Genomic DNA, 23471 nt, shown 5'->3' on the forward strand with positions numbered 1-23471 from the left:
GTTTTCTGAAAGCGGCTTTATATCCTGACAAAATGAAGTTCACTTGCGAGTGGTCATGCCGAATGAGAGATAGTCTTTAGTAAGCGTGAACGTTTGTCTGCGTTAAGGACGGAAGAGTGTTGGCTCTTTACTGATAGGTGGTATAAACAAGAATTTCAAAGTCTTGTCCTGTTTAGTCGGGGCAGGGCTTATTTTTATAGGAGGATAAGTAATGAAAGAACAGTTGAAAAGCATTGACGAGCGTGCGAAAGAAGAACTTTCACATATTGATGACGCCAAGCTGTTGGAAGATTTCAGAGTAAGATTTCTTGGCAAAAAGGGAGAGATAACTTCCATACTTAAGCAAATGGGTAAGCTTTCCGCAGAGGAAAGACCTGTTATCGGTCAGCTTGCAAACAAGGTAAGAGCTGATATCGAGAATGCTCTCAACAAGCGTAAGGAAGAACTTAAAAGCAAAATGGAGCAGGTAAGGCTTACAGAGGAAGCTATAGACGTTACGCTTCCGGGCAAGAAAACAAGAATAGGCAGACCTCACCCTCTGAACGCTACTCTTGAAGAGGTAGAGGAAGTGTTCCTTGGTATGGGCTTTGACATCGTTGACGGCCCTGAGGTAGAGACAGACCATTACTGCTTTGAGGCGTTGAATATGCCTAAATCTCACCCTGCAAGAGATACGCAGGATACATTCTACATCAATGAGAACGTTGTTCTTAGAACACAGACTTCTTCCGTTCAGATAAGAACTATGGAGAAGAGAAAGCCGCCTATCAGAATCATTTCACCGGGCAGAGTTTACCGTTCTGACACAGTGGACGCTACACATTCACCGCTGTTCCACCAGATAGAGGGTCTTGTTATTGACAAGGGCATCACTATGGCTGACCTTAAAGGTACGCTGGAGCTTCTTATGAAGCGTCTTTACGGCGAGGATACTCAGATAAGACTTCGTCCGCACCACTTCCCATACACAGAGCCTTCTGCTGAGGTCGATCTTATGTGCTTCAACTGTCACGGCAAGGGCTGTTCAATGTGCAAGCAGGAGGGTTGGGTAGAGCTTCTCGGCGCAGGCATGGTACACCCTAAGGTACTTGAGGGCTGTGGCATTGACCCTGAGGTTTACAGCGGATTTGCATTTGGTATCGGTCTTGAAAGAATAACAATGGGCAGATACAACATCAACGATATGCGTCTGCTTTATGAGAACGATATGAGATTTTTAGAGCAGTTCTGATGAATGAAGTTATGAGCAAGAGCAGGCTTTACAGAAAGCTTGTGCCGTCAAAGGCTAAGCTTGTAACGTCGGCGGCTATCAGCACACTTATGGCGCTGATAGTAGGCGTTGGCGGTGGGTTATCGGTCATGCTTGTAAAAGAACAGCAGAGTGCATGGGATATGCTCATGCTATGTGGGTTTCTGATGATTTTTCTGGGTATCCTGCTTTTTATCGGAATAAGAGGATTTAAAAGGCAGGTAAAACAATACAGAGGGAACCTTGCAAGGCTGGAGCAATTTGACGCTCAGGATATGCTGGCTTTGGAAAGCGAGATAGAGGGAAGCGAGTTCAAATACAAGACCTTTTATCTACTTGACAGATATATGTATGTGCCTAAGGCTAAACTGCTTATAAAATATACGGATATTAGAGAGTTCAAGACCATAGTTCACAGCACAAATGGTGTCAATGACAGCATGAAAGCTGAGATAACTGATAATTTCGGGATAAAATATACTGTGAACATAAAGCGGTGGAAGGATTTCTATATTTATAGACCGCTGTTTTTAAAGGACTTGGACGAGAAGATACAAAACTGCGGTAAATGATAAGATTACGGAGGAATAATAAATGGATTTGTCAATGAAATGGCTTGCAGACTATGTAGACTGCGATATGCCGATAAAGGATTTTGTTTCCGCTCTGACGCTTTCAGGCTCAAAGGTAGAGTGCTTTGAGCAGGAGGGCGAAGATATTTCTAACGTTGTTGTGGGCAAGGTAGTTTCTATGGAGCGTCACCCTGATTCTGACCATATGTTCATCACTCAGGTAGACGTGGGAGAGGACGAGCCTGTTCAGATAGTTACAGGCGCTCAGAACGTTCATGAGGGCGATTTTGTTCCTGTTGCAAAGCACAAGTCATCTGTACTTCATGAGGGCAAGCAGGTGAAGATAACAAAGGGCAAGCTGAGAGGCGTTGCTTCTAATGGTATGCTTTGCTCTCTGGGCGAGCTTGGACTTTCTGTTCACGATTTCCCATATGCTATAGAGGACGGCATTTTCATTCTTGGCGATGACTGCGACAAGACTGTAGGCAAGGATATACATGAGGCTATTGGATACAATGACACAACTGTTGAGTTCGAGATAACTTCAAACAGACCTGACTGCCTTTCTGTTATCGGTCTTGCAAGAGAAACTGCGGCTACTTTCGGCACAGAGCTGAAGGTCAAGAAGCCTGAGTTCAAGGGCATTGACGGGGATATCAACGATATGCTCAAGGTAAAGATACACAACACTGATCTTTGCAAGAGATATATGGCCGGTATCGTAAAGAATGTAAAGATAGGTCCTTCACCTCGTTGGATGAGAGAAAGGCTGAGAGGCTGCGGCGTTAGACCTATCAACAACTTTGTTGATATCACAAACTATGTTATGCTTGAATACGGCAGACCAATGCACGCTTTTGACCTTAAATATGTCAAGGACGCATCTATCAACATCAGAAACGCTAAGGCAGGAGAAACTATCACAACTCTTGACGGCGAGGTAAGAGAGCTTTCCGAAGAGATGTTGGTCATTGCTGACGCTGAAAAGCCAGTTGCAGTAGCAGGCGTTATGGGCGGCGAATACAGCGGAATCATGGACGACACAACTACTGTTGTATTTGAGTCAGCTTGCTTTGACGGTGCAAGCGTAAGAACAACAGCCAAGAAGCTTGGCATGAGAACTGACGCATCTGCAAGATATGAAAAGGGTCTTGACCCACATGAGTGCTATGAGGCTCTTATGAGAGCTTTCCAGCTTGTTGAAGAGCTTGGTGCTGGTGAGGTCGTAAAGACTTATATTGACGAGAATTACGAGGACGAGACACCTAAGACGGTTGATTTTGATCCTGAGTGGATAAATAAGTTCCTTGGTACTGAAATACCTGAGAGCGACATGGTTGAATATCTCACAAGGCTTGGCTTTGAGATAAAGGACGGCAAGGTAGTTTCGCCATGGTACAGAGTGGACATTGCCTGCAAGGCTGACGTGGCAGAGGAAGTTGCTAGACTTTACGGCTACAACAAGATTCCAAACACTATCGTTAGAGGCGTTGCACAGGCTAAGCTCACCGAGGCGCAGAAGTTTGACAGACATATACAGAGATCTATGCTCGCTATGGGTCTTAACGAGATATCTACATTCTCATTCATATCGCCTAAGTATTTTGACAAGATAAATCTTCCTGCTGACTCAAAACTGAGAAAGACAGTTGTTATCACAAACCCTCTTGGCGAGGACACCAGCGTTATGAGAACGACTATCATTCCGTCTGTATGTGAAGTGCTTGCAAGAAACTACAGCTACCGCAACCCTGAGTGCTATATCTTCGAGAGAGGAAACGAGTATATACCTGTTGAGGGAGAGGTGCTTCCTAACGAGCCTGAAAGACTAGGTTTTGGTTTCTATGACACTGAGACGAAGGCTGATTTCTATGACATCAAGGGCGTTGTTGAGGGTCTGCTTTCTAAGCTTGGCGCACAGAAAGTTGAATTTGAAAAGGCTACTGCTGAATGTAGCTTTGACGAGTTCTACGCTTTCCACCCAGGCAGGGTTGCTGTTGTTAAAGTAAATGGTGAGGAGATCGGCATTTTTGGCGAGCTTCATCCGAGAGTTCTGGAGAACTACGGCATTGATGCAAGAGCTTATGTGGGCAAGATAAATGTTCCTGAGCTTATGGCAAGCTGTGTTGCTCAGAAGACATATAAGCCACTGCCTAAGTATCCTGCTACAACAAGAGATCTGTCTATCGTTTGTGATGACGATATCCCTGCGGCTCTTCTTGAAAAGACTATAAGCAAGGCTGTTGGCTCGATACTTGAAAAGGTAACGCTTTTTGACGTTTACAAGGGCGAGCAGATCGAAAAGGGCAAGAAGTCTGTTTCATACTCCATTTCAATGCGTTCACATGACGGCACGCTTACTGACGAGCAGGCTGACAAGGCTATGAAGAAAGTTCTTGAAGCTCTCAAGGCTATCGGTGCTGAACTCAGAATGTAAAAAATATAGTGCTTGATTTGTATAATGTGCATAAATTTTGCTTTTTGACTTGTTATTTTGAAACAAATGGAGTATAATAATATCAGGCGTATTGCTGATATTAATACATTGCAAAGGGGCTGAGCATAATGCACGAACAAACTATGGAATTTTCAGTACAGCACGACAAGGAGGCTGAGCTGAAAAAGACACTTACAATTATATATGACGCTCTGAAAGAGAAGGGCTATAATCCTATTAATCAGATCGTAGGTTATATTCTTTCTGAGGACCCGACCTACATAACAACATACAATAATGCCAGAAGTCTTATTCGTCATATTGACAGAGATGAACTTTTGCAGGCATTGGTGAAGTCCTATCTTGAGTCATAACTGATATTTAAAGGCGGTAGTTTTTACCGCCTTTTTTGTTTTACGTCAGAATTTACCTGAAACGTATTTTTGTATAAAGCCGTTTTCTGAACATAATAGTATAAGATGATAAGAAAACGGAGGGCTTCATATGAAGATAAGAAATTGCATGGCACTTATTTGTGCAGTTGTTGCACTCAGTGCTTGTGGCAGGACAGTGATAATGCGTGAGGAAAATTCGTCAGAGGGAACAAGCTCGGCGGTCATTGAGCCTGTGGCTGTGGGAAAGAAAACCGCAAAGGAAAAGATAGATCTTTTGGGGCTTTCACATGACAAGGTCGGATATGGTCAAGGCGTTCTTGTGGATGAAAAGAACAGGACGACTGGTGCGCTTGATTTTAATGCACAATACGGCAAGCTTAACGCAAAGGCTATAAATAATGATGACAAGATATATCTGACCTTTGATCAGGGTTATGAGAACGGATACACTGAAAAGATTCTCGATGTGCTGAAAGAGAAAAAGGTCAAGGCGACGTTTTTTCTTTTGCAGGATTATGCAGAGAAAAATCCTGAGCTTGTGAAGCGTATGATAGACGAGGGGCATATTGTGGGAAATCATTCGGTACACCATTATTCTATGCCGACGCTTGGACAGGCGGAATGTGAGTCGGAGATAAAGGATTTCCATAAGTATATGGAGGATAACTATGATTATACCATGACAGTGTTCAGACCGCCTATGGGCGAGTTTTCGGAGTTCTCTCTTGGAGTGACGGCAAATTGCGGTTATAAGACTGAGCTTTGGAGCTTTGCTTACGCTGATTGGGACGTGAACGATCAGCCTGATGAAGGGCAGGCACTTGAAAAGCTTGTGAATTCGGCTCACCCGGGGGCTATTTATTTGCTTCACTCGGTATCGAAAACCAATACTGATATCCTCGGGGACTTTATCGACAGAGTGAGGGCTGGCGGATTTGAATTTGGCTGATAAGAGAATATGATGAAGAGAGGCCTTGTGCCTCTCTTTTTGTTATTTTAGGGACATTTGTAGCTGATTTGTAATATGTTAGTCTATTGACAAATTGTTAAAAGTATGTTATATTTTAAATACGAACAGAAACATGAGTTTCTTTAAGGAGGAAATAAAATGGTAAAAAATAAAGTGCTTACACCTGTATTGGCAGGCGTTTTGGGTCTTAGCATAGTTGGCTCAGGTCTTGGCTATTATTTTGTAAATAAAGACAGTAATGATGGTAAAACTGAGGGCGGAAAGGCTAAGCTTACTCAGGTGGCAGATAATATAAACAACACTCTTGGCACGGCTGAAAAGGCTATCAAGGGCGAACTTGATTTTGCCTACAACGCAACGGCTACTGTTTCATTCGGTGAGGGCTTCACAGAGCAGGCAGGTGTCAGCTTACAGCCTATTTCTGTGACAACTGTTACAAAGCAGAAGGGAAGCAACACTGCAGCAGATGTTTCGCTAACATATGGCGGAAATAATCTTGTGTCTGCTAATGCTATATATTCCAGAGATAACAAGTCGGCTTATGTTCAGATACCTGAGCTTTCTGACGCTTATCTTATGGTTAACGTTGACAGCCTTAAAGACAAGGTAGGCAGTGAGCTTTCTTCACAGGGCATTGACCTTGATTCTCTCTTTGATTCTGCTGAGGGCGCTGATGTTGATTTTGATACTGACGCACTTGAAAAGGATCTGGAGGAATACAAGAAGGTTATGGAGGACTCTTTCCCTAAGCCTGTTGACGGCGAGAAAAAGACTGGTGACATTGACGGAAACGAGTACAGCTATACAACTAAGGAATACACTATCTCAGGCAATGATGTAAAGGCTGCTCTTAAGGCTGTTCTTGACAAGGCTAAGGACGACGCTACGCTTAAAGATATGTTCAGCAAGTCAGGTGTTGCTGAAGAGCTTGGTATGTCATATGATGAGATAATCTCACAGTATGCTGATTCTATGGATTCACTTTTTGCAAGCGATAATCTTGACGAAACTGTAAAATTTGACGCTTACTACAGCGGTGACGACCTTGCGGGCTTTAGCTTTGAAAAAGACGGCGAGGGTGCAACTCTTTACACCATTCTTAAGGACGACGTTGTGGCTGTTGATTTTAGCCTTAACATGGGCAGTGAGGGCAGTGCATCATTCAAGGGTTCTGCAAATACTGTTGACGGTGTTACAAATGGCAAGTTCACAATGAAAATGGAAACTGCAGCTGATTCAGATATAGACGCTGACAAGACTTCTGCTGACGGTGGACTTTCCCTTGAGCCTACCATGGCAGTTTCACCGAGCATAAACTTTGACACAATGGAAGCTGAGGTGACTCTCAAAGACCTTAAAGAAGAGGGTGACGCATTCTCAGGTACTATCAGATTTGATGTGAATGGTACATCTGATTCTCAGGCTGTATCAGGCTGGGTAGAGCTTGCTTCTGCTTCAACTGCTGACAAGCTTGACCTTTCTGTTGAGTTTGGCATGAACGGCAAGCAGTTTGTTACAATGTCAGTTACAGGAAATAAGACAGAGGCTTCTGACATCACTGTTCCGTCAGGTGACAAGATCTATGACGTCACAAATGACGATCAGATGAATACATACCTTGCAGGCTGTGACAGTGATGGATTTGTTGCTAATGTAAAGAAAGTTCTTGGTGACGAGGTCTACAATATGCTTGTAAATGCAGAGGGTGATCTTGAGTCGGATTATGATGACTATGGTGATTATGATGATTATGATGACTACGATCTCTCTGATATTGATCTGTCAGATTATGATCTGAGCGCAAATGCATAATAGATAAAAAATTAAGAGGATCGCATTGAGCGGTCCTCTTTTTTTTAGCTGATAACACGATAATTCTCGGTTGCTTCTTCTTTTTTTACATACTCGGTGACATTGAGAACTTCCACCTTGACAGGCTTCTGACCCATATTTATGGTGATAATGTCGCCAACTTTCACGTCATATGAAGCTCTTGCAATCTTATCGTTCACAAGCACCTTGCCTGCATCGCAAGCTTCGTTTGCAATGGTACGTCGTTTAATAAGTCTTGTGACTTTCAGGTATTTATCAAGCCGCATATTTTCCTCCTTTGTAGTAAAAAAGACCTAACCCGCAGGCTAGGTCTGAGTGGCATAAGCTTTAGATTACTTGTTTACAGCGTCCTTAAGAGCCTTGCCTGCCTTGAATGCAGGAACTTTCTTAGCTGCAACAGTGATCTGCTCCTTTGTACGAGGATTGATAGCTGTCTTTTCAGCTCTCTCTCTAACCTCGAACGTACCGAAACCTACCAGTGAGATCTTCTCGCCGTTAGCAAGTGTCTCTGATACAGAATCAATAACAGTTGTAAGTGCCTTCTCAGCGTCCTTCTTTGAATAATCGCCCTTTTCTGCGATAAGATTGATCAGTTCTGCCTTTGTCATTGTTTTTACCTCCAAATTATTTTTAACGAATAAAGTTATTCATTCATTTTGCTCTCGCCAATAAGCGTCAAGCTCATTTATGCTCAGGGCGGTCATATCCTGCCCGTTTTGCCTTACAGCATTTTCTGTTTTCTCAAACTTTTCGATATAATTATTATTTGTATCCGTCAGCACTTCTTCAGCGTCAAGGTCAAGCTTTCTTGCAAGTGAAGCACAAGTGAACATTATCTCACCAAGCTGTTTTGCAGCTACGGCTTTATCACTGTCAGCACTGTTTTCAAGAGCCTTAACAGCATTTTCAAGTGCGCTGATATCATGAGCATTGTCATACTCGACACCTGCTCTTGCGGCACGTTTGCTTAACTTCTGAGCTCTCATAAGTGCAGGAAAGTTCTTTGGGACGCTTTTAAGGGTATCGGAATAAGTTTCCTGTCCCTTGGTTTCTTTCTTGATAGTGTCCCAATTTTTAAGCACTGTTTCAACGTTGTCAGCTTCTACGCTTCCGAAAACGTGTGGGTGTCTGATGATAAGCTTTTTACAGATATCGGTTATCACATCGTCAAGTCTGAAATTGTTGTTTTCAGTCTCGATAACTGTATGGAAAACCACCTGCAAAAGAACGTCGCCAAGTTCTTCTCTCATCATTTCAGGAGAGTCACAGTCAATTGCTTCCATGACCTCATAGACTTCTTCAAGAAAATCTTTCTTGATAGACTTATGGGTCTGGACCTTATCCCACGGGCAGCCGTTCTCGCTTCTGAGAATTACCACGATATCCGCAAGATCATTGATATCAAAGCTGTCTTTAGCAAGCAATTCCTTAATTTTATCGCTCATTACATCATTACCTTTCCAAAAGGGTGCTTATTAATAATAAACCATTTTGCTCAAAATTTCAAGGGTTTTGCGGATTTTTTTTTTGAAAATATGTAATTTACAATATTTTTCGGCGTTTCGCACAATAAATATAAACAAAAAAAGTACATTGTGCTACCAATTCCTATAGAAAAAAGGGTCACAAATCTATGATTTATTTGCAAATGGGCTATTTTCGTAAGTGTTTCGTGTGACAAAACGGCTGTCACACCGCACATAATAGCGGCGTAGGTGGGCTTTACGAAAATTTCGCTCACTTTTGGTTTTAGATCCGTCATTTTGCAAACTGAGCGTACGGATAGGACGCATATGAAAACCTCTGAAACAAGAGTAGAAATAGCTGCTCCTGATATATTTATTATGGGCTGTCTTATAAGTATAATGTTCAGAAATAGCTTGATAATTCCACCTGCCAACATAATTATTATGGCTTTGTGAGGTTTTCCGAGGGTTTGCAGGATAGAAAAGCAGGGAGTTGCTATGGCAAGGAATATTACTGCTATTCCTAGTATGGACATTGGCATTATACAGACCTGTATCTCAGTTTCACGGCCTCCGAAAAGAAAACGCAGGATAGGTTCTGACAAAACTGCTATGCCCATGCCTGCGGGTATGGCTATGATACTGGTGACGATGAGCATTTTTGTAAGGCCTGACTGCATGGCTTTTTTATCGTTTTTGGCACAGCTTTCGGCAAGTGAGGGGAGTATGCTTTTGCCAAACATTGCGGTGAGGGTCGGAACAAGACCGAAAACTGTTACGGCAAGACCAGTATAAGAGCCGTAGATGAAGTTCGGGAGCATATCGGTGGTGAGCTTGTCAGAAAGCAGGCTGTCAAATGTGTGTGGAGAAGCTTTCATGGCGGTTTTGATACACGGATTGACAGTGAGCATATCTATCATGTTGGCAAAGGTCATTATCACTGAGATAAGTGCGATCGGAAGACAGCAGACGACAAGCTTTTTGGCTGTTGCTCCTGTGGGGTCTGTTATGGTATCTTTTTGAAGCATATGCTTTGTTACGCTGTCGCCTTTGATCTTGCCTGATATGAGAATATACAGACAGGCAATCGCAGAGGCTATGGACGAACCTAGGATAGCTGCGGCAGCTATAAATGGAAGTGCGGCGGAGGCTGCCTGACGTGAGTTTTCATAGGCTGTGCCGAATATCATGCCTGTTTTATCATACATATCGGAGATATGATACATTAGTCCGTAGGCGAAACCAAGACCTAGGATAAGTTTGAAAAGGGTTTCTATCACTTCTGATACAGCGGTCGGTATCATATTCTGCAAGCCCTCACAGTAACCGCGTTCCACTGACATAATGGTACAGAAAATAATAGATGGGGCAACGCACATGAGAGCATATTTTGTACTTGGCTCGCCGACTACATTGCGTGACAGAAAATCTGAGGTGAGTATCATTACTGCAGCAGCGGCTGCGCTGATGATCGTGAAAAGAAAAAATGCAGTTCGCTTGGTATGACGCATATTTGAAAAGCGTTCAAGGGCATAGTTTTCGGCGGTGAGGCGTGCCATTGTCGAGGGGATACCTGAAACGACTATGGCGAAAACTGGTGTGAAAACTGAGAATGCTGAAGCAAAATATCCCATGCCTGTGCCGCCCAGAAGATTGGTAAGAGGTATCTTATAGAGAAGTCCCAGAATTTTTGTTATCAGAACCATTGCAAGCAATATTGCTGAGCCTTTTATAAAGCCTTGTCTTTTCATCTGTCAACCTGCTTTCTGACTTGTTTTTATATGATCTTATGCTGTTAAGGTGGGTTTTATTACGGTTTGTCCATATGTCAGGTGGATATGCAGTTGTTTAAATTGCACAAAAATAGAGCTTAGGGTGCTAATACTAAAAAAAGTTTGCGTAAACACTTTATTTTATAGGAAAAATGTGATATAATCATATTATGTATTTTTAAGAAAAAGAGGTAAAAAAGTCATGACTTATAAGTTTTCAGAAAAGGTTTCTCATTTGCAGGCTTCTGCTATCAGAGAGATACTTAAATTTACTTCTGACCCAGAGGTAATTTCATTTGCGGCAGGCAATCCTTCTCCTGAGGCATTCCCTGTGGACGAGCTTAATAGGATATCAGAAGAGATATTCAAGGAAAATCCTATCGGCGCACTCCAGTACAGCCTTACAGAGGGATACACTCCGCTGAGAGATCTCCTTAAGAAAGAGCTTGAAAAGAAGGGTGAATTTGATCCTGAGAGAGATGATCTTATCATCACAAGCGGTGCTCAGCAGGCTAACGAGCTTGCTTGTAAAGTTCTCTGCGACCCAGGCGACGTTCTTTGCTGTGAAGCTCCAAGCTTTATAGGCTCACTTAATGCATTCAAGTCTTACAATGTTGAGCTTAAGGGTATCACGCTTCATGAAGACGGAGTTGACCTGAAAGAGCTTGAAGAGGCTTTCGCTACAGGCAAGGTAAAGGTATTCTACATTATCTCTAACTTCCAGAACCCTACTGGTCTTACAACTTCTCTTGAAAAGAGAAAGGCTATCTACGAGCTTGCTAAGAAGTACAGTGTTATGATACTTGAAGATAACCCATACGGCGACCTGAGAATAAAGGGTGAGGCTATCCCGTCTATCAAGAGCATGGACAAGGACGGTCTTGTTATGTATTCAAGAACATTCTCAAAGATACTTGCTCCTGGTATCAGAGTTGGCTACATTTCCGCTCCAAAGGAGATAATCGGAAAGATAGTTGTCTGCAAGCAGGTGGCTGACGTACATACAAACATCTGGGCGCAGATGCTGGCTTATAACTTCATGAAGGAAAATGATATCGAAGCGCATCTTGCTTCGCTGAGAGTGATCTACAAGCATAAGCTCGAACTTATGATAGAGCAGATCGAGAAGAATTTCTCTTCACAGATCAAGTTCACAAGACCTGAGGGCGGTCTGTTCATTTGGTGTACTCTTCCGGAGGGCAGTGACATGACTGGTTTCTGCAAAAAGGCTGTTGCAGAATATAAGGTAGCCGTTGTTCCGGGCAATGCTTTCATGGTAAGCGAGTCTGACAAGACAGCTTCATTCAGATTGAACTTCTCAACTCCTACAGACAAACAGATAATTGACGGCTGTGAGAAGCTTGGCAAGCTTTCTAAGGAAATGTTCGGCGATTAAGATAAAATGAAAAAAGTTCCTTTTACGCCTTTTCAGCTTGTGCTTACGGTGGTAAATACGGCGGCTCTAATGTTCTGCATGGGGTGTGATTGCTTTGTGCTGATAGTGGGCATGACGGCAGGCAGGACAAAGCCTTATGTGGTGGATCTTGTGCTGAGTCTTCTTGCTATGGCGGTGTTTATTCTGCTTGTGTTTTCAGCAGGCAGGATAAATATTTTCAGTGATAAAGCTGACCCCGATGGGGACACTGCACCTGCGGTATCGGCACTTAGGACGTATTTTTGTATCTTGTTTTTTGATATCTCAGGAGTGCTGGGTCTTATGCTTGCGGGAGCGTTGGGGGTTGAGTGGGCTAAAAAAGCTATTATAATTTTTGCTCCTGTCGTTTTTGTCCTTGCAGCGATTGTTTATTTTATTCTATCGGGCAGGATAGGTCTTGATGATTTTTCGGATAGTGACGGGGAAGAATGATATTAAAAAGGGGAGGTCTGTCATGAAAAGTGCATTGAAAAAGGATACTGTCAGAGAGATAAGGCACTCGTTGGGCAGATTTCTCTCTATTTTTCTGATAGTTCTTCTTGGCTGTGGATTTTTCTCTGGTATCAAGGCGACTATGCCTGATATGATAGACACGGCGGAGAAATATTTCAGTGATAACAGACTTATGGATATTAAGTTAATGTCGTCTATAGGCGTTAAGTCTGAGGACGTTGAGGCTGTGAAAAAAGCTGATGATGTTCAGGGCGTTATGGCGGGATATTCTAAGGACGTTTTCTATTATCATGAAAATCAAAACCTTGTGCTGAAATTCATGTCCTTCAACAATGTTGTTGATGAGAACAGCCCTAATAATCTTGATAAGCCTGTTTTACTAGAGGGCAGGTTGCCTGAAAAAAAGGGTGAGTGCGCAGTAGAGGTAAAAATGAGTTCGCCTGACACCTTTAAGGTGGGCGGAGAGATAAAGATCGACGAGCCTGACTCGTCAAAAAATATAACTGATACTTTGGCAACTGACACATACAGGATAGTAGGTATTGTGGCTTCACCGCTTTATATCGGCTATGAGCGTGATGCGACCACAGTGGGCAACGGAACTGTGGTAAGCAACGTTTTTGTGCCTGAGAGCGAGTTTGTGTGCGATTATTACACTGAGCTTTATGTGAAATTCAAAGGCACTGACGAGCTTGACCCGTTTTCCGACGAGTACAAGCAGGCTGTGAAAGATAAGAGCGTTCAGGCGGTGGAGTTTTTTGAGGACAGTGTGAACGCAAGGTTTGAAAAACTAAGCGGTGACGCTCAGGACAGTATTGAGGTCGCTCAGGAGAAAGTTGACATCTTGAAACAGGCGCTTGCCTGTGACGAAAATCAGCTTACGGAGCTTTTGGCAACGGCGCAGAAGTCGGTTGAGGAAGCTCAGGAGGCTTATGATAAGGCTGAACAGAGTGGTTCTAGTGCAAAGTATCTTGCAAGGTCACAGCTTTTAAAAGCACAACAGCTTGAAGAAGTGGCAGGAAAGCTTCTTGAAGACAAAAAGACAGGAAGTACGGCGGCTTTTGATGAATATAATGGTCAGCTTGCGGCGGCAGAAGATGAGATAGCCGGAGCGAAAAAAGAACTTGAAGCCGTGAAAACGCCTATATTCTATCAGTATGACAGATTTGAGGCTAGCTCTGATTATAGTTCCTTTTATGGGGACGCTCAGAAGGTCGACTCTATCGCAAAGGTGTTTCCTGTGTTCTTTATTCTTGTGGCGGCGCTTGTGTGCCTGACCACAATGACTAGAATGGTAGAGGAACAGAGAACGCAGATAGGTACATACAAGGCTTTAGGATACAGTGGGGCAAGAATAGCCGGAAAGTATCTTTTCTATGCAGCAACAGCGGCATCAGCAGGAAGCTGCATAGGCGTTGTTGTTGGATTGCAGATCTTTCCGAAGATAATTTATAGTTGCTATAATATTTTATATAACATTCCTGATATTGACACACCGTTCAAGCCTGTTTATATGGTGCTTTGCTTGGTGGTGTCGGTTATTTGCACTTGCTCGGCGGTGCTTTATGCTTGTATCAAAGAGCTTAAGTCACAGCCGTCACAGCTTATGCGTCCAAAGCCACCGCAGAATGGCAGGCGTGTTTTGTTGGAGCGTGTGGATCTTATATGGAATCGGCTTGACTTTCTTGCAAAGGTCACTGTGAGAAATTTGCTGAGATATAAAAAGCGTTTCTTTATGACGATCGTGGGAGTGGCAGGCTGTACGGCGCTGATAGTCACGGGTTTTGGTTTGAAATATTCTATAAAGACTATTGCCGAAAAGCAATTCAATGAGATATTTCTGTATGATGGTATTGCGGTACTTAATTCAGCTGATTTTGACGAGAAACAATTGGAGGACAAGATAAGCAGTATCGCACAGGTAGACAAATCTATGCTTATGCAGAGTACAGATGGCATTGCAGAAAATGAAAGCGAAAACCAGTCTGTTTCTATGATCGTGCCGAAAGCTCCTGAAAATATGGGAGATTATATCGATCTTGTATCTGCTGAGAATGGATCAAACCTTGAAGTGAAAAGCGGTTCTGTTATCATAACACAAAAGCTTGCAAAGCTTCTTGACCTGAAAACGGGTGACACTATTACTATAAAGCTCAGTGGTCATGAGGAGAAAGAGTTCAAGATAGGCGGAGTAAGCAAGAACTATGCTTTGCATTATATTTACATCACCCCTGATGATTTTGAAAGTGTATACGGTGAGAAACCTGTTTATAATCTTTCTTTTATTGACCTAAAGAAAAACACTGATGAAAACTCTTTCAAGGAACAGCTTATTGCAAATGATGAGTTTTATGGAATAAGCTTTAAAAATGATTCAAGCAGAGGTTTCCTTAATTCTGTGGACAGCCTTGACGCTATCGTTATTTTGCTCATCGTTTGCGCGGGAGGCTTGGCGTTTGTGGTGCTTTACAATTTGGCAAACATAAACATAACTGAGCGTGTTCGTGAGATAGCGACAATAAAAGTGCTTGGATTCTATGACGGTGAGACTTCAGCATATATTTACAGAGAAAATCTGATATCGACGCTTGTGGGAATTATCGTGGGTCTTGCGGCAGGAAAGATACTGCACTATTTTGTTGTGATAACTTCTGAGGTCGATCTTGTGCTGTTCAACAGACAGCTTGTTTGGTGGGCGTATGTGCTTGGTGCATTGCTCACATTGGCATTTGCATTTATAGTTAATTTGGTTCTTCATTTCAAGCTTAAAAAGATAGATATGGTAGAATCTTTAAAATCAGTAGAATAGACGGAGGTATTATTATGGATATTTTTGAAGAAAACTGCGATACTGAAAATAACTGCACAGTAAGCTATTTTTGGAAAGGTCTTGCACTTTTTCTCCTTGGCGTTATAATTGGTCTGTTTGTTTCGCCTATCAAGAAAGGCGTTACTATCGGTTGTAACAACAAGATAGACAAGGGTGGCTGTAACGATCATTTTGACCCTGAAGAGTATTATGATGATTATGACTTTGATGATGATGAAGATGATTTTGACCATGATGGCGTAAAATTTTAACGAAAGGCGTATATTGATATGAAACTTGGCATGGTAGGACTTCCTAACGTAGGAAAATCAACACTTTTTAATGCACTCACAAATGCGGGTGCAGAATCTGCAAATTATCCGTTTTGCACGATCGAACCGAATGTGGGCATTGTTTCGGTGCCTGATGAAAGACTTGACAAGCTGGCTGAGATGTATCACCCTGTAAAGTTTACTCCTGCAACACTTGAATTTGTTGACATTGCAGGTCTTGTAAAGGGTGCTTCAAAGGGTGAGGGACTTGGAAACAAATTTCTTTCAAACATAAGAGAGGTGGACGCTATCGTTCACGTTGTAAGATGTTTTGACGACCCTAACATCATTCATGTTGACGGCTCTATCAATCCTCGCAGAGACATTGAAACTATAGATTTGGAGCTTATTTTCTCTGACGTTGAGCTTATCGAGAGAAAGCTTGACAGAACTAAAAAGGCAATGAAAGGCGACAAGTCATTGGCTGCTGCGGTAGAGTTCCTTGAAAAGCTCAAAGAGCATCTTGAAAGCGGCAAGCCTGCACGTTCTTATGACATGACAGAGGACGAGCTGGAGATACTTAAAGAAACACCGCTTCTTTCACTTAAGCCTGTTATCTATGCGGCTAACCTTTGCGAAGATGATTTCAGAAACAATATCGAAAGCAACGAGCATTACAAGGAAGTTTGCGAGATCGCAAAAGCCGAAGGCTCGGCTGTGTTCCCGATATGCGCGCAGATAGAGGCTGAGATATCTGACATGGACGATGAGGACAAGGAAATGTTTCTTGCAGACCTCGGTCTTGAAACTTCAGGTCTTAACAGAATAATCAAGGAGGGCTATTCGCTTCTTGGTCTTATTTCATACCTGACAGCAGGCGAACCTGAGGTAAGAGCTTGGACTATCAAAAAGGGAACTAAAGCTCCACAGGCGGCAGGAAAGATACACACTGACTTTGAAAAGGGCTTCATCAGAGCTGAAGTTGTTTCATTTGACGATCTTATGAGCTGTGGCTCTATGACGGCGGCTAAGGAAAAGGGTCTTGTTCGTCTTGAGGGTAAGGATTACGTTATGCAGGACGGCGATATCGTTCTGTTCAGATTTAACGTATAAAGCGTAAGCTACACAAAGGCAGGCTGAAATATGCTTGCCTTTTTTTATGTGCAATATGTATGTTTTTTGTTATTATATTTGTTTAAAATCACAAAAGTAAATTTAATTTGTGTTATAGATTTTTTCATATATTGATGATAGAATGTGATAGTAAAAATTAAAGATGATAAATGTAATAGTTAGATTTTTGGAGGAAAAGTAATGACAAAAAACATGACAACGGGCAGTCCGTTCAAGCTTATAATGAGCTTTGCGCTTCCTCTGCTTTTAGGAAATTTGTTGCAGCAGACATATAATCTTATTGACGCTGCTATCGTGGGAAGATTTCTTGGTTCTGACGCTCTTGCAAGTGTCGGAGCTTCAAGCAGTGTGCAGTTTTTGGTGCTTGGTTTCTGCATGGGAACAGCCTGCGGCTTTGGCGTGCCTATTGCAAGGCATTTCGGAGCAGGGGACATAAAAAAGCTGAAACAGTATTTTTACAATTCTATTGTTATAACCGCCGTTACTGCGTTTGTATTGACCACAATTTGTGCGGTGCTTTGTAGTGAGATATTGAAGCTTCTTTCAACTCCGTCGAATATTTTTGATGACGCATATAAATATCTTCTGGTGATATTTCTTGGCATACCGTTCACACTTTTGTATAACCTGCTTTCAAGCGTATTGCGTTCTGTTGGCGACAGCAAAACGCCATTTGTATTTCTTGCTATATCAACGGTTTTGAACATTGCACTTGACCTTGTGTGTGTTATCGTGTTCAGGTGGGGCTGCATGGGTGCGGCTATCGCTACGGTCGTTGCTCAGGCGATAAGCGGAATACTATGTGCTATATTTATTATGAAAAAGGTCAGAGTGCTGAAACTTACCAAAGAGGACAGAGTGATGTCAAAGCCTGCGGTGCTAAACCTTATAATAATGGGCTTTCCTATGGGACTTCAATATTCCATAACGGCTATCGGCTCAATGGTTATGCAGTCGGCTAACAATAAGCTTGGAAGCATTTATGTGTCAGGATTCACCGCTGCGGCGAGGATAAAGCAGTTCACAATGTGTCCTTATGACGCTTTTGCAACAGGTGCATCTGTTTTTGCAAGTCAAAATCTCGGTGCAGGAAATCTCAAGCGTATCAAAAAGGGTATACGCATTGGAGTTGGCGTTGGCATGACATATGGAGTAATAGCCGGTATTGTACTTATATTCTTCGGCAGAGAGCTTTCGCTTATCTTTGTTAATAAGTCAGACGCAGCAGTGCTTACTGCTTCAGCCAAATATCTTTTCTACGCAGGCTTTTTCTATTGGACGCTAGGTATACTCAACACTTGCAGAATGTGTACGCAGGGTCTTGGATATTCTGGACTTGCTATATTCTCAGGAGTGACGGAAATGATAGCTCGAATTTCTGTAAGTATGATATTTGTGCCGAAATTCGGTTATCTTGCAATCTGCTTCACAGATCAGGCGGCATGGATAGCGGCTTGTTTGTACATAGTTCCTGTTTGCATATATTGTGTGAACAAGGCAGGCAGACACATTGCAGGAGATCACGGACTTCCTGTGGAAAATAAATAAGTAAAAGGCAGCTCTGAAAAAATCAGAACTGCCTTTTGTTATGCCTACTTGTTTATAGCTTTTTTAAGTTGTAAGACAACTTCGCTGTAGTATCTTGGATTGACATCGCCAAGTTTCATGTTGTCATTGGATGCAGCGTCGGGAAGTCGGAAGTAAAGCTCTTCCACGGTCACGTCCTCTATCTCGTAATAGCCGATGTATGTTCCTGAGAATTTAAGCTCAGCGGTCATGCCTATGTTGACGAGCTTGCCGTCGGGATCTTTCTCCTTGCCTGAGATATCATTTCTTATGAACTCATAGAAAAAGCCTGCGTCCTGTGCCTGACCTTTATACCAGCCTGCTTTGGTCATGCGGTTGACTAGAGTGGTGTTCGTTATCTCGGTATTCTTGAAGATCTCGCAGGCGGTCTTATTCTTATCGATTTCCGCTACTTTGTATACCTTTCTTCTTAGCTGGTCGAATGGCTGTATTATCTCGTAATCATCAAGCTGTTCCAGCCAAGCTTCTTTTTCATGTTCAGTAAGCTCCAACGGGTGAACAAGCCCTATCTGCATACCCTCGGACAGCATTATTTCCTCATCATTTGAGTTTGTAAAGCTGCCGTCGTCAAGATAACGGAACGCAGTTTTAAGGCTACCGTTTTCGTATATGCCCCATATAAGACCTATCGCAAAGCAGTGCATGAGAGGATTTTTTACAAAGAGAGCTTTCCAAGCTTCTGCTGTCCACTTACGGTCAAGCATAAGCACATATTCAAGACGCTGTTTCTGTGCGCCAATAACAGTTTTCATTTGTTTTTTCATTTCCTTGAAATCAGCAGTAGCCTTTTCTGCGAGGGCAGGGTCGTCATTAACGCCTATTTTAGGGAGATTTTTAAGCTTTTTCTCACCCTCGAATATTTCTATATCAAGCTGTGGAGTGAGATAAACGGAGAATTTTCTGCTTCCAAAATCAAAGGTGCGGCACATTTTCTCGTCAAAGCCCATGTCAGGTACTATCTTGTCCGCAAGCTCCTGCGTTGTCAAGCCAAGCTGTTTAGCGGCATTGGCAAGTGCGTCAACTGCGGCAGCTCTGACTGCACGACTCTTATATTTTCTTGAAATATTGTCTACAGTCATAAGTGCATAGGAACTGCCGTTCAGAGCTACGGCATTGACGGCTTTAACCGCAAGGGCAACACGCATATTTAATGACTGTTTCGACCATTCTTTTATGTAATCCGTCAGGCAATTTATTGCTTCATCACCGCCGTAAATGGCCGCAAAATACATTGTCCACTTTGTTTTCGCTTCTGCACCTTTTTCAAGCCAGCGGCTCAGGACTTCAAGGGCGAATGTTTCAAGCTCGTCAGCTTTGAGCTTCTGGGCAAGTGTCTTGCCCTCGGGTGGGAGAGTACCCTCGTTGGCATTTGCATATGCTAGCAGGAGAGCCTGCAAATAGATATCCTCTGCGACTGTATCATCGGTGAAGTGAATAGGTGCAAAAGGCTGTTCAAAAAGCCAGAGAACTTTCTTGCTTTTTGTGCCTTTGGTGAGCGCAGTCACAAGGTCTTCATCTGATATTTCGGCAGGCTTTGCTTCGCTGCCCAAAAGTTCAGATATTTTCGATTTGAGTTTGTCGGATTTTTCTGTGGCATAGGCTTTTTCAAGCTCTGTGCGGTAGGCGTCAGCTCCTTGATTTTCAATTATCATAAGTGCAGTTTCACGCTTGGCTGATTTTTTCTGAGCAAGAAGTTTGCAAACATCATCGTGCCAATCCTTGTGGGCGGATATAACTTTCACAAGCTCTGCTTTTATCACCTTGCTGTTATCATCGCAAAGTTTGAAAAACTCGTCTTTGTACTTGTTGCTGTCTGCGATATCAAGAAGCCTTATATACAAAAGTCGGCTGGACACAGCCATTTTACTTACGTCGATAATGGCGGCTTTGTCTTTAAATTCAGGCATGATAGCCGTGATCTTTTTGATAATATCCTCTTTGAAGTAAGAGTTCTCTGTCTGCCAGCCCAGTGCCCGTATGATTATCTCAATAGGCAGTCCTGCTTTTATCATTGCACGGACGGTGAACTCGGTATCATGTTGAAGTTCTCTGTCTATAAGCTTGAGCGGGTCGTTCGTATCCTTTGTAGCACCTATGGAAAGGGCGGCGATACAGCGGATTATAAAATCGTCCTCGCCATATTCGCCAACATAATTCATATTCTGATGTCCGCCATTACAGGATTCTTCGTCTGCAAAAGGGAGTATGGTGTCTAATTCGGCTTTGCCTGTGATATATGCGTATATCTCGTCACGGTGTTTGAAATGCTCGGCTATATTTTTTGAGATATGTTCCTGCTGGGCGGCTTTAAGACCTACTGCCTTTGCATCATAATTCGGGTCAGTGGCTTTGAGCATTTTCTCCATTATTATGCCTAGATCAAAGCGAGCGTTCTTCATTGTTTGTATGAAGATATCGGGGTGATCTTTTGCGAGCTTTACCATTTGCACAGGGTAGTTTCCGTTTTTGTCAGGTAATTTGACAAAGTGCAGAATGTATCTATCTGTAAGACACTGTGGTTGAGCTTCGATAAGGTCGAATATCCTGTTGGTGGAAAGCTTCATATATATCAGCCCTTGGGTAAGATCGTCGCAGTATTTCACAATGTTCTTATCAAAAAATGCACGATATTCTTTTGCAAAATATGACGCTTCTGCATATGCGGCAAGAAAAAGACAGAAAACGGCTGTAGTTGTTTGGGGCTTTTTTTCGACCACTTCGCAAAGCTTTTTTATGGCAATTGCGGCTGTATCAGGAATTTTTGTTTTGCCGAGCAGGCTCTTTTTAGGCAGCTCGGTTGCGTCCAATGCGTAAACGCATAGGAGAAGCTGTGCTATGATATCGTCAGGGCTAACGTATTTGAATGTCCTTATAGCAACATCTGCGGAATAGATAGGATTTACAGTGAAAACGTAGTGTATGGATTGATCTGATCTGTGTGATATCTCTGTTGATATCCAGACTGCTTCTGCGTTCTCACCATAAAAATCAGTGAGCGGCTTCATATACATGGCTTTGTTTTCGGAATATATATAGGCATTGCCAGACAGCGCTTCTGTCATATATCGGAAATATGGACCCGTTGCCATTGAACTGAAAATAATATAACGGTCTTTAAGCTCCTCACTATCTGAATTTGATATCTCACTTTTTACAGCTTTGATAAGCTTTTCACGATAACTATACTGCATGAGTTTTGGATAGTATCTTGTTGTAATTTTTCTCATCAGGTCATTGTTTCTAGGCTTTGTGATGTCAAGATATTCAAGGGCAAGGTCTATGGTCTGCTGGTCAAAACCAAGCTCCTTTAGGGCGGTTTCAAGCTTTATAAAGCTTTTGGTGCTTTCGTTGTAGATCATTTTTTCTCCTCCATATTATTTATCGCACTGAACAGTGCTAATTTTTGTGTGCAAAGTCTGATATACCGCATTGTGTTGCCTGCGGCAGTGAAGATATCAAGGCTTTTGTCTGCGGTGGTGTGTCTTGCATTTTTGCACAGCTTTGTGAAGCATTCATAACGTTTTGCAAGTTCTTCAAGTCCGCATTGGCGTATGCTTTGAGCGTGTTCGTCTGCAATAACAGAGTTCACTCCGCACTCCATTGCCGTGACTATCCTCTTGTCGGTTTCTTCGGTGGCGTCAAGAAGCTCACTACACATTCCATAGTCTTGGTCTATATCATTCTCGACAGGTACATGAACATTGTCAGGCGGATCAATAAAATCATAGACCTCTATTGGGAAAAGTGTTAGCCTGCCGTGGTCGATATACCCCTGAGCCAGCAGGACGTAGTTTTTGTGCTTCTCTTTTAGCATTTTGCCACCTATGGTTTCAAGCGTGGAAATAAATTCACGATTTTCTGCTGTGTATTTTGCGGTGACAGATATTTGTCTATCACAGCCGTCTTTTATAATAAAAATCTGCTGTTGAGTGTGCTTGTCAAAATATGAAGCGACGCACTCTTTGGGGTGAACAAAATAAAGTCGGTCTGTTTCTTCGTCGCTTTTGTTTGCGGAGATCTTTTCCGCAAGCTTTTTGAAATCGCTGACAATAAGCTCACGGAGGGCAAAACAGTTTAGCTGTGCAGGACCTGCGCCTATGGCGTTGGTCTTTGACGATGAGGACAAATGTCCCATGCTCACCTTGGCGTTTTTAAGCTTCAGCTCTGTGCACATATAGCTGTTTAGAGAGCTGTCAAGATCCCATACAGTTGTGCTTTCGGCAAATCGTCTTGACTTTCTTTCATAGAAAGTGGGGCGCAGATCGCTGTAGGTTAGAAAGCGCTGGTGAGATGTTCTGTCTTTATTTAGAAAATAGTAGATACAGCCAGTGTATTCGCCACTGACATTTCTTGTGCCTATAGGCAGGAGTTGGAGCGACCCCTCATAGTCGGTGTATTCTCTGCGGAAGGTGCCGAGCATTTCTTCTGTGATGTCGGCTTTTGTAAGCTTGTTCATGCTGTCAGCATATTCAAACATTTTGTGAGTGAATACCTGCGGACTGAATGAAGCTCGCCTTGAAACACAGTCTTTAAGTCGGCTGCCAAGTTCACGCATTTGTCTTTCTGCCTCAGCCATTCTCAAAGCGTGGCAGGAAACTGCGGCAAGCTCAAAATTATCGGGGTCGCTCTCTTCGGCTCTTACAAGACCTCGGGTAAATATTCTGGACATTATTTTTATGCACTGTTCGGCGCATTCTTTTATCTTTTTCTGGGTATCCTGAGAAAGCGAATTTATTTCAGGTTGGTCGGGGAGTTCAATTTCTGCTTGTTCAGGCTCGGAGGTTATGACCTCTGGAGTGATATCCTCGCCGTCGTACGGTGGAAGCTGTGCTTTCAAAAGCAGTATGGCTGTGATAATGTGCCTGCACATTCCTCTTGAAACACAACTGCATTGACTTTCATCAAGTGGTGATTTTATGGTGCAGGTTTCACCGTCTAATTTTACTATGTAACATTCATGGATTTTTTCAGCCGAAAGGGTCATGTTTTCGGATTCCTTCAACGCACGTTTGTAAATGCCCTTGTTTGAAAGCTCAATAAGCGTTTGTTCGTTTGCAATGGCAAGCTGTTTATCGATTACGTCCAAG

18 protein-coding genes are annotated in these 23471 nt (G+C 42.7%); 12 read left to right on the forward strand and 6 right to left on the reverse strand.

Annotated features, from left to right (window positions below; translation table 11 throughout):
• The first annotated feature begins 211 nt into the window (after positions 1-211).
• The 6 genes from pheS (at position 212) to DW938_RS01550 (ending at position 7435) form a co-directional block, all read left to right on the forward strand.
• Positions 212-1231, forward strand: a complete 1020-nt coding sequence (gene pheS, locus DW938_RS01525; RefSeq protein ID WP_022288228.1) for a phenylalanine--tRNA ligase subunit alpha — start codon at positions 212-214, stop codon at positions 1229-1231.
• Positions 1231-1821: a hypothetical protein gene (locus DW938_RS01530; protein WP_118123696.1), complete on the forward strand. Its 591-nt coding sequence runs from the start codon at positions 1231-1233 to the stop codon at positions 1819-1821. Before pheS ends, DW938_RS01530 begins: the two co-directional genes overlap by 1 nt.
• 22 nt (positions 1822-1843) lie before the next feature.
• Positions 1844-4258 (forward strand): phenylalanine--tRNA ligase subunit beta, encoded by a 2415-nt coding sequence (pheT, locus tag DW938_RS01535; protein ID WP_118123697.1) that lies wholly within the window; start codon positions 1844-1846, stop codon positions 4256-4258.
• A gap of 128 nt (positions 4259-4386) precedes the next feature.
• A complete protein-coding gene (locus tag DW938_RS01540; RefSeq protein WP_022288225.1) occupies positions 4387-4632 on the forward strand; it encodes an IreB family regulatory phosphoprotein in 246 nt (81 codons plus the stop codon).
• A 130-nt stretch (positions 4633-4762) separates the two neighbouring features.
• Positions 4763-5602: a polysaccharide deacetylase family protein gene (locus DW938_RS01545; RefSeq protein WP_118123698.1), complete on the forward strand. Its 840-nt coding sequence runs from the start codon at positions 4763-4765 to the stop codon at positions 5600-5602.
• 159 nt (positions 5603-5761) lie between these two features.
• A complete protein-coding gene (locus DW938_RS01550) occupies positions 5762-7435 on the forward strand; it encodes a DUF6583 family protein (RefSeq protein ID WP_118123699.1) in 1674 nt (557 codons plus the stop codon).
• A 44-nt stretch (positions 7436-7479) separates the two neighbouring features.
• Here the strand turns inward: DW938_RS01550 and DW938_RS01555 are convergent, their stop codons facing one another.
• The 4 genes from DW938_RS01555 to DW938_RS01570 all read right to left on the reverse strand — a co-directional run bounded on the left by DW938_RS01555 (position 7480) and on the right by DW938_RS01570 (position 10673).
• Positions 7480-7722 (reverse strand): RNA-binding S4 domain-containing protein, encoded by a 243-nt coding sequence (locus DW938_RS01555; RefSeq protein ID WP_118123700.1) that lies wholly within the window; start codon positions 7720-7722, stop codon positions 7480-7482.
• A gap of 66 nt (positions 7723-7788) precedes the next feature.
• A complete protein-coding gene (locus DW938_RS01560) occupies positions 7789-8079 on the reverse strand; it encodes an HU family DNA-binding protein (RefSeq protein WP_256319968.1) in 291 nt (96 codons plus the stop codon).
• A gap of 24 nt (positions 8080-8103) precedes the next feature.
• The gene (gene mazG, locus DW938_RS01565) at positions 8104-8901 is read right to left on the reverse strand and encodes a nucleoside triphosphate pyrophosphohydrolase (RefSeq protein WP_118123701.1); all 798 of its coding nucleotides are present in this window, start codon (positions 8899-8901) and stop codon (positions 8104-8106) included.
• Positions 8902-8951: 50 nt separating this feature from the next.
• Positions 8952-10673, reverse strand: coding sequence for a polysaccharide biosynthesis protein (locus DW938_RS01570; RefSeq protein ID WP_118123702.1), 1722 nt, complete (start codon positions 10671-10673; stop codon positions 8952-8954).
• 223 nt (positions 10674-10896) lie between these two features.
• On the opposite strand from DW938_RS01570, the gene DW938_RS01575 reads away from it, so the two are divergent.
• The 6 genes from DW938_RS01575 (at position 10897) to DW938_RS01600 (ending at position 18345) form a co-directional block, all read left to right on the forward strand.
• Positions 10897-12090 (forward strand): PLP-dependent aminotransferase family protein, encoded by a 1194-nt coding sequence (locus tag DW938_RS01575; protein ID WP_117958305.1) that lies wholly within the window; start codon positions 10897-10899, stop codon positions 12088-12090.
• 6 nt (positions 12091-12096) lie between these two features.
• A complete protein-coding gene (locus tag DW938_RS01580) occupies positions 12097-12561 on the forward strand; it encodes a hypothetical protein (protein WP_046440515.1) in 465 nt (154 codons plus the stop codon).
• A gap of 22 nt (positions 12562-12583) precedes the next feature.
• Positions 12584-15391: an FtsX-like permease family protein gene (locus DW938_RS01585; protein ID WP_181984341.1), complete on the forward strand. Its 2808-nt coding sequence runs from the start codon at positions 12584-12586 to the stop codon at positions 15389-15391.
• Positions 15392-15405: 14 nt separating this feature from the next.
• Positions 15406-15663 (forward strand): hypothetical protein, encoded by a 258-nt coding sequence (locus tag DW938_RS01590; RefSeq protein ID WP_117857687.1) that lies wholly within the window; start codon positions 15406-15408, stop codon positions 15661-15663.
• 18 nt (positions 15664-15681) lie between these two features.
• Positions 15682-16776 (forward strand): redox-regulated ATPase YchF, encoded by a 1095-nt coding sequence (ychF, locus tag DW938_RS01595; RefSeq protein ID WP_118123704.1) that lies wholly within the window; start codon positions 15682-15684, stop codon positions 16774-16776.
• A 201-nt stretch (positions 16777-16977) separates the two neighbouring features.
• Positions 16978-18345, forward strand: a complete 1368-nt coding sequence (locus tag DW938_RS01600) for an MATE family efflux transporter (protein WP_118123705.1) — start codon at positions 16978-16980, stop codon at positions 18343-18345.
• A gap of 44 nt (positions 18346-18389) precedes the next feature.
• On the opposite strand, the gene DW938_RS01605 is transcribed toward DW938_RS01600, so the two are convergent.
• Together DW938_RS01605 and DW938_RS01610 are read right to left on the reverse strand one after the other, a co-directional pair.
• Entirely contained in the window at positions 18390-21743 is a 3354-nt protein-coding gene (locus tag DW938_RS01605) for a DUF4132 domain-containing protein (protein WP_118123706.1), read from the reverse strand.
• A complete protein-coding gene (locus tag DW938_RS01610) occupies positions 21740-23470 on the reverse strand; it encodes a hypothetical protein (protein ID WP_118123707.1) in 1731 nt (576 codons plus the stop codon). Before DW938_RS01610 ends, DW938_RS01605 begins: the two co-directional genes overlap by 4 nt.
• Position 23471: the final 1 nt, after the last annotated feature.

This window comes from Ruminococcus sp. AM43-6 (assembly GCF_003461785.1).
Taxonomy (GTDB): Bacteria; Bacillota; Clostridia; order Oscillospirales; family Ruminococcaceae; genus Hominimerdicola; species Hominimerdicola aceti.

Excerpts from the sequence above, each read along its gene's own strand:
- pheS (WP_022288228.1), top strand. The coding sequence starts at position 212 with ATGAAAGAACAGTTGAAAAGCATTGACGAGCGTGCGAAAGAAGAACTT.
- DW938_RS01530 (WP_118123696.1), top strand. The coding sequence starts at position 1,231 with ATGAATGAAGTTATGAGCAAGAGCAGGCTTTACAGAAAGCTTGTGCCG.
- pheT (WP_118123697.1), top strand. The coding sequence starts at position 1,844 with ATGGATTTGTCAATGAAATGGCTTGCAGACTATGTAGACTGCGATATG.
- DW938_RS01540 (WP_022288225.1), top strand. The coding sequence starts at position 4,387 with ATGCACGAACAAACTATGGAATTTTCAGTACAGCACGACAAGGAGGCT.
- DW938_RS01545 (WP_118123698.1), top strand. The coding sequence starts at position 4,763 with ATGAAGATAAGAAATTGCATGGCACTTATTTGTGCAGTTGTTGCACTC.
- DW938_RS01550 (WP_118123699.1), top strand. The coding sequence starts at position 5,762 with ATGGTAAAAAATAAAGTGCTTACACCTGTATTGGCAGGCGTTTTGGGT.
- DW938_RS01555 (WP_118123700.1), bottom strand. The coding sequence starts at position 7,722 with ATGCGGCTTGATAAATACCTGAAAGTCACAAGACTTATTAAACGACGT.
- mazG (WP_118123701.1), bottom strand. The coding sequence starts at position 8,901 with ATGAGCGATAAAATTAAGGAATTGCTTGCTAAAGACAGCTTTGATATC.
- DW938_RS01570 (WP_118123702.1), bottom strand. The coding sequence starts at position 10,673 with ATGAAAAGACAAGGCTTTATAAAAGGCTCAGCAATATTGCTTGCAATG.
- DW938_RS01575 (WP_117958305.1), top strand. The coding sequence starts at position 10,897 with ATGACTTATAAGTTTTCAGAAAAGGTTTCTCATTTGCAGGCTTCTGCT.
- DW938_RS01580 (WP_046440515.1), top strand. The coding sequence starts at position 12,097 with ATGAAAAAAGTTCCTTTTACGCCTTTTCAGCTTGTGCTTACGGTGGTA.
- DW938_RS01585 (WP_181984341.1), top strand. The coding sequence starts at position 12,584 with ATGAAAAGTGCATTGAAAAAGGATACTGTCAGAGAGATAAGGCACTCG.
- DW938_RS01590 (WP_117857687.1), top strand. The coding sequence starts at position 15,406 with ATGGATATTTTTGAAGAAAACTGCGATACTGAAAATAACTGCACAGTA.
- ychF (WP_118123704.1), top strand. The coding sequence starts at position 15,682 with ATGAAACTTGGCATGGTAGGACTTCCTAACGTAGGAAAATCAACACTT.
- DW938_RS01600 (WP_118123705.1), top strand. The coding sequence starts at position 16,978 with ATGACAAAAAACATGACAACGGGCAGTCCGTTCAAGCTTATAATGAGC.
- DW938_RS01605 (WP_118123706.1), bottom strand. The coding sequence starts at position 21,743 with ATGATCTACAACGAAAGCACCAAAAGCTTTATAAAGCTTGAAACCGCC.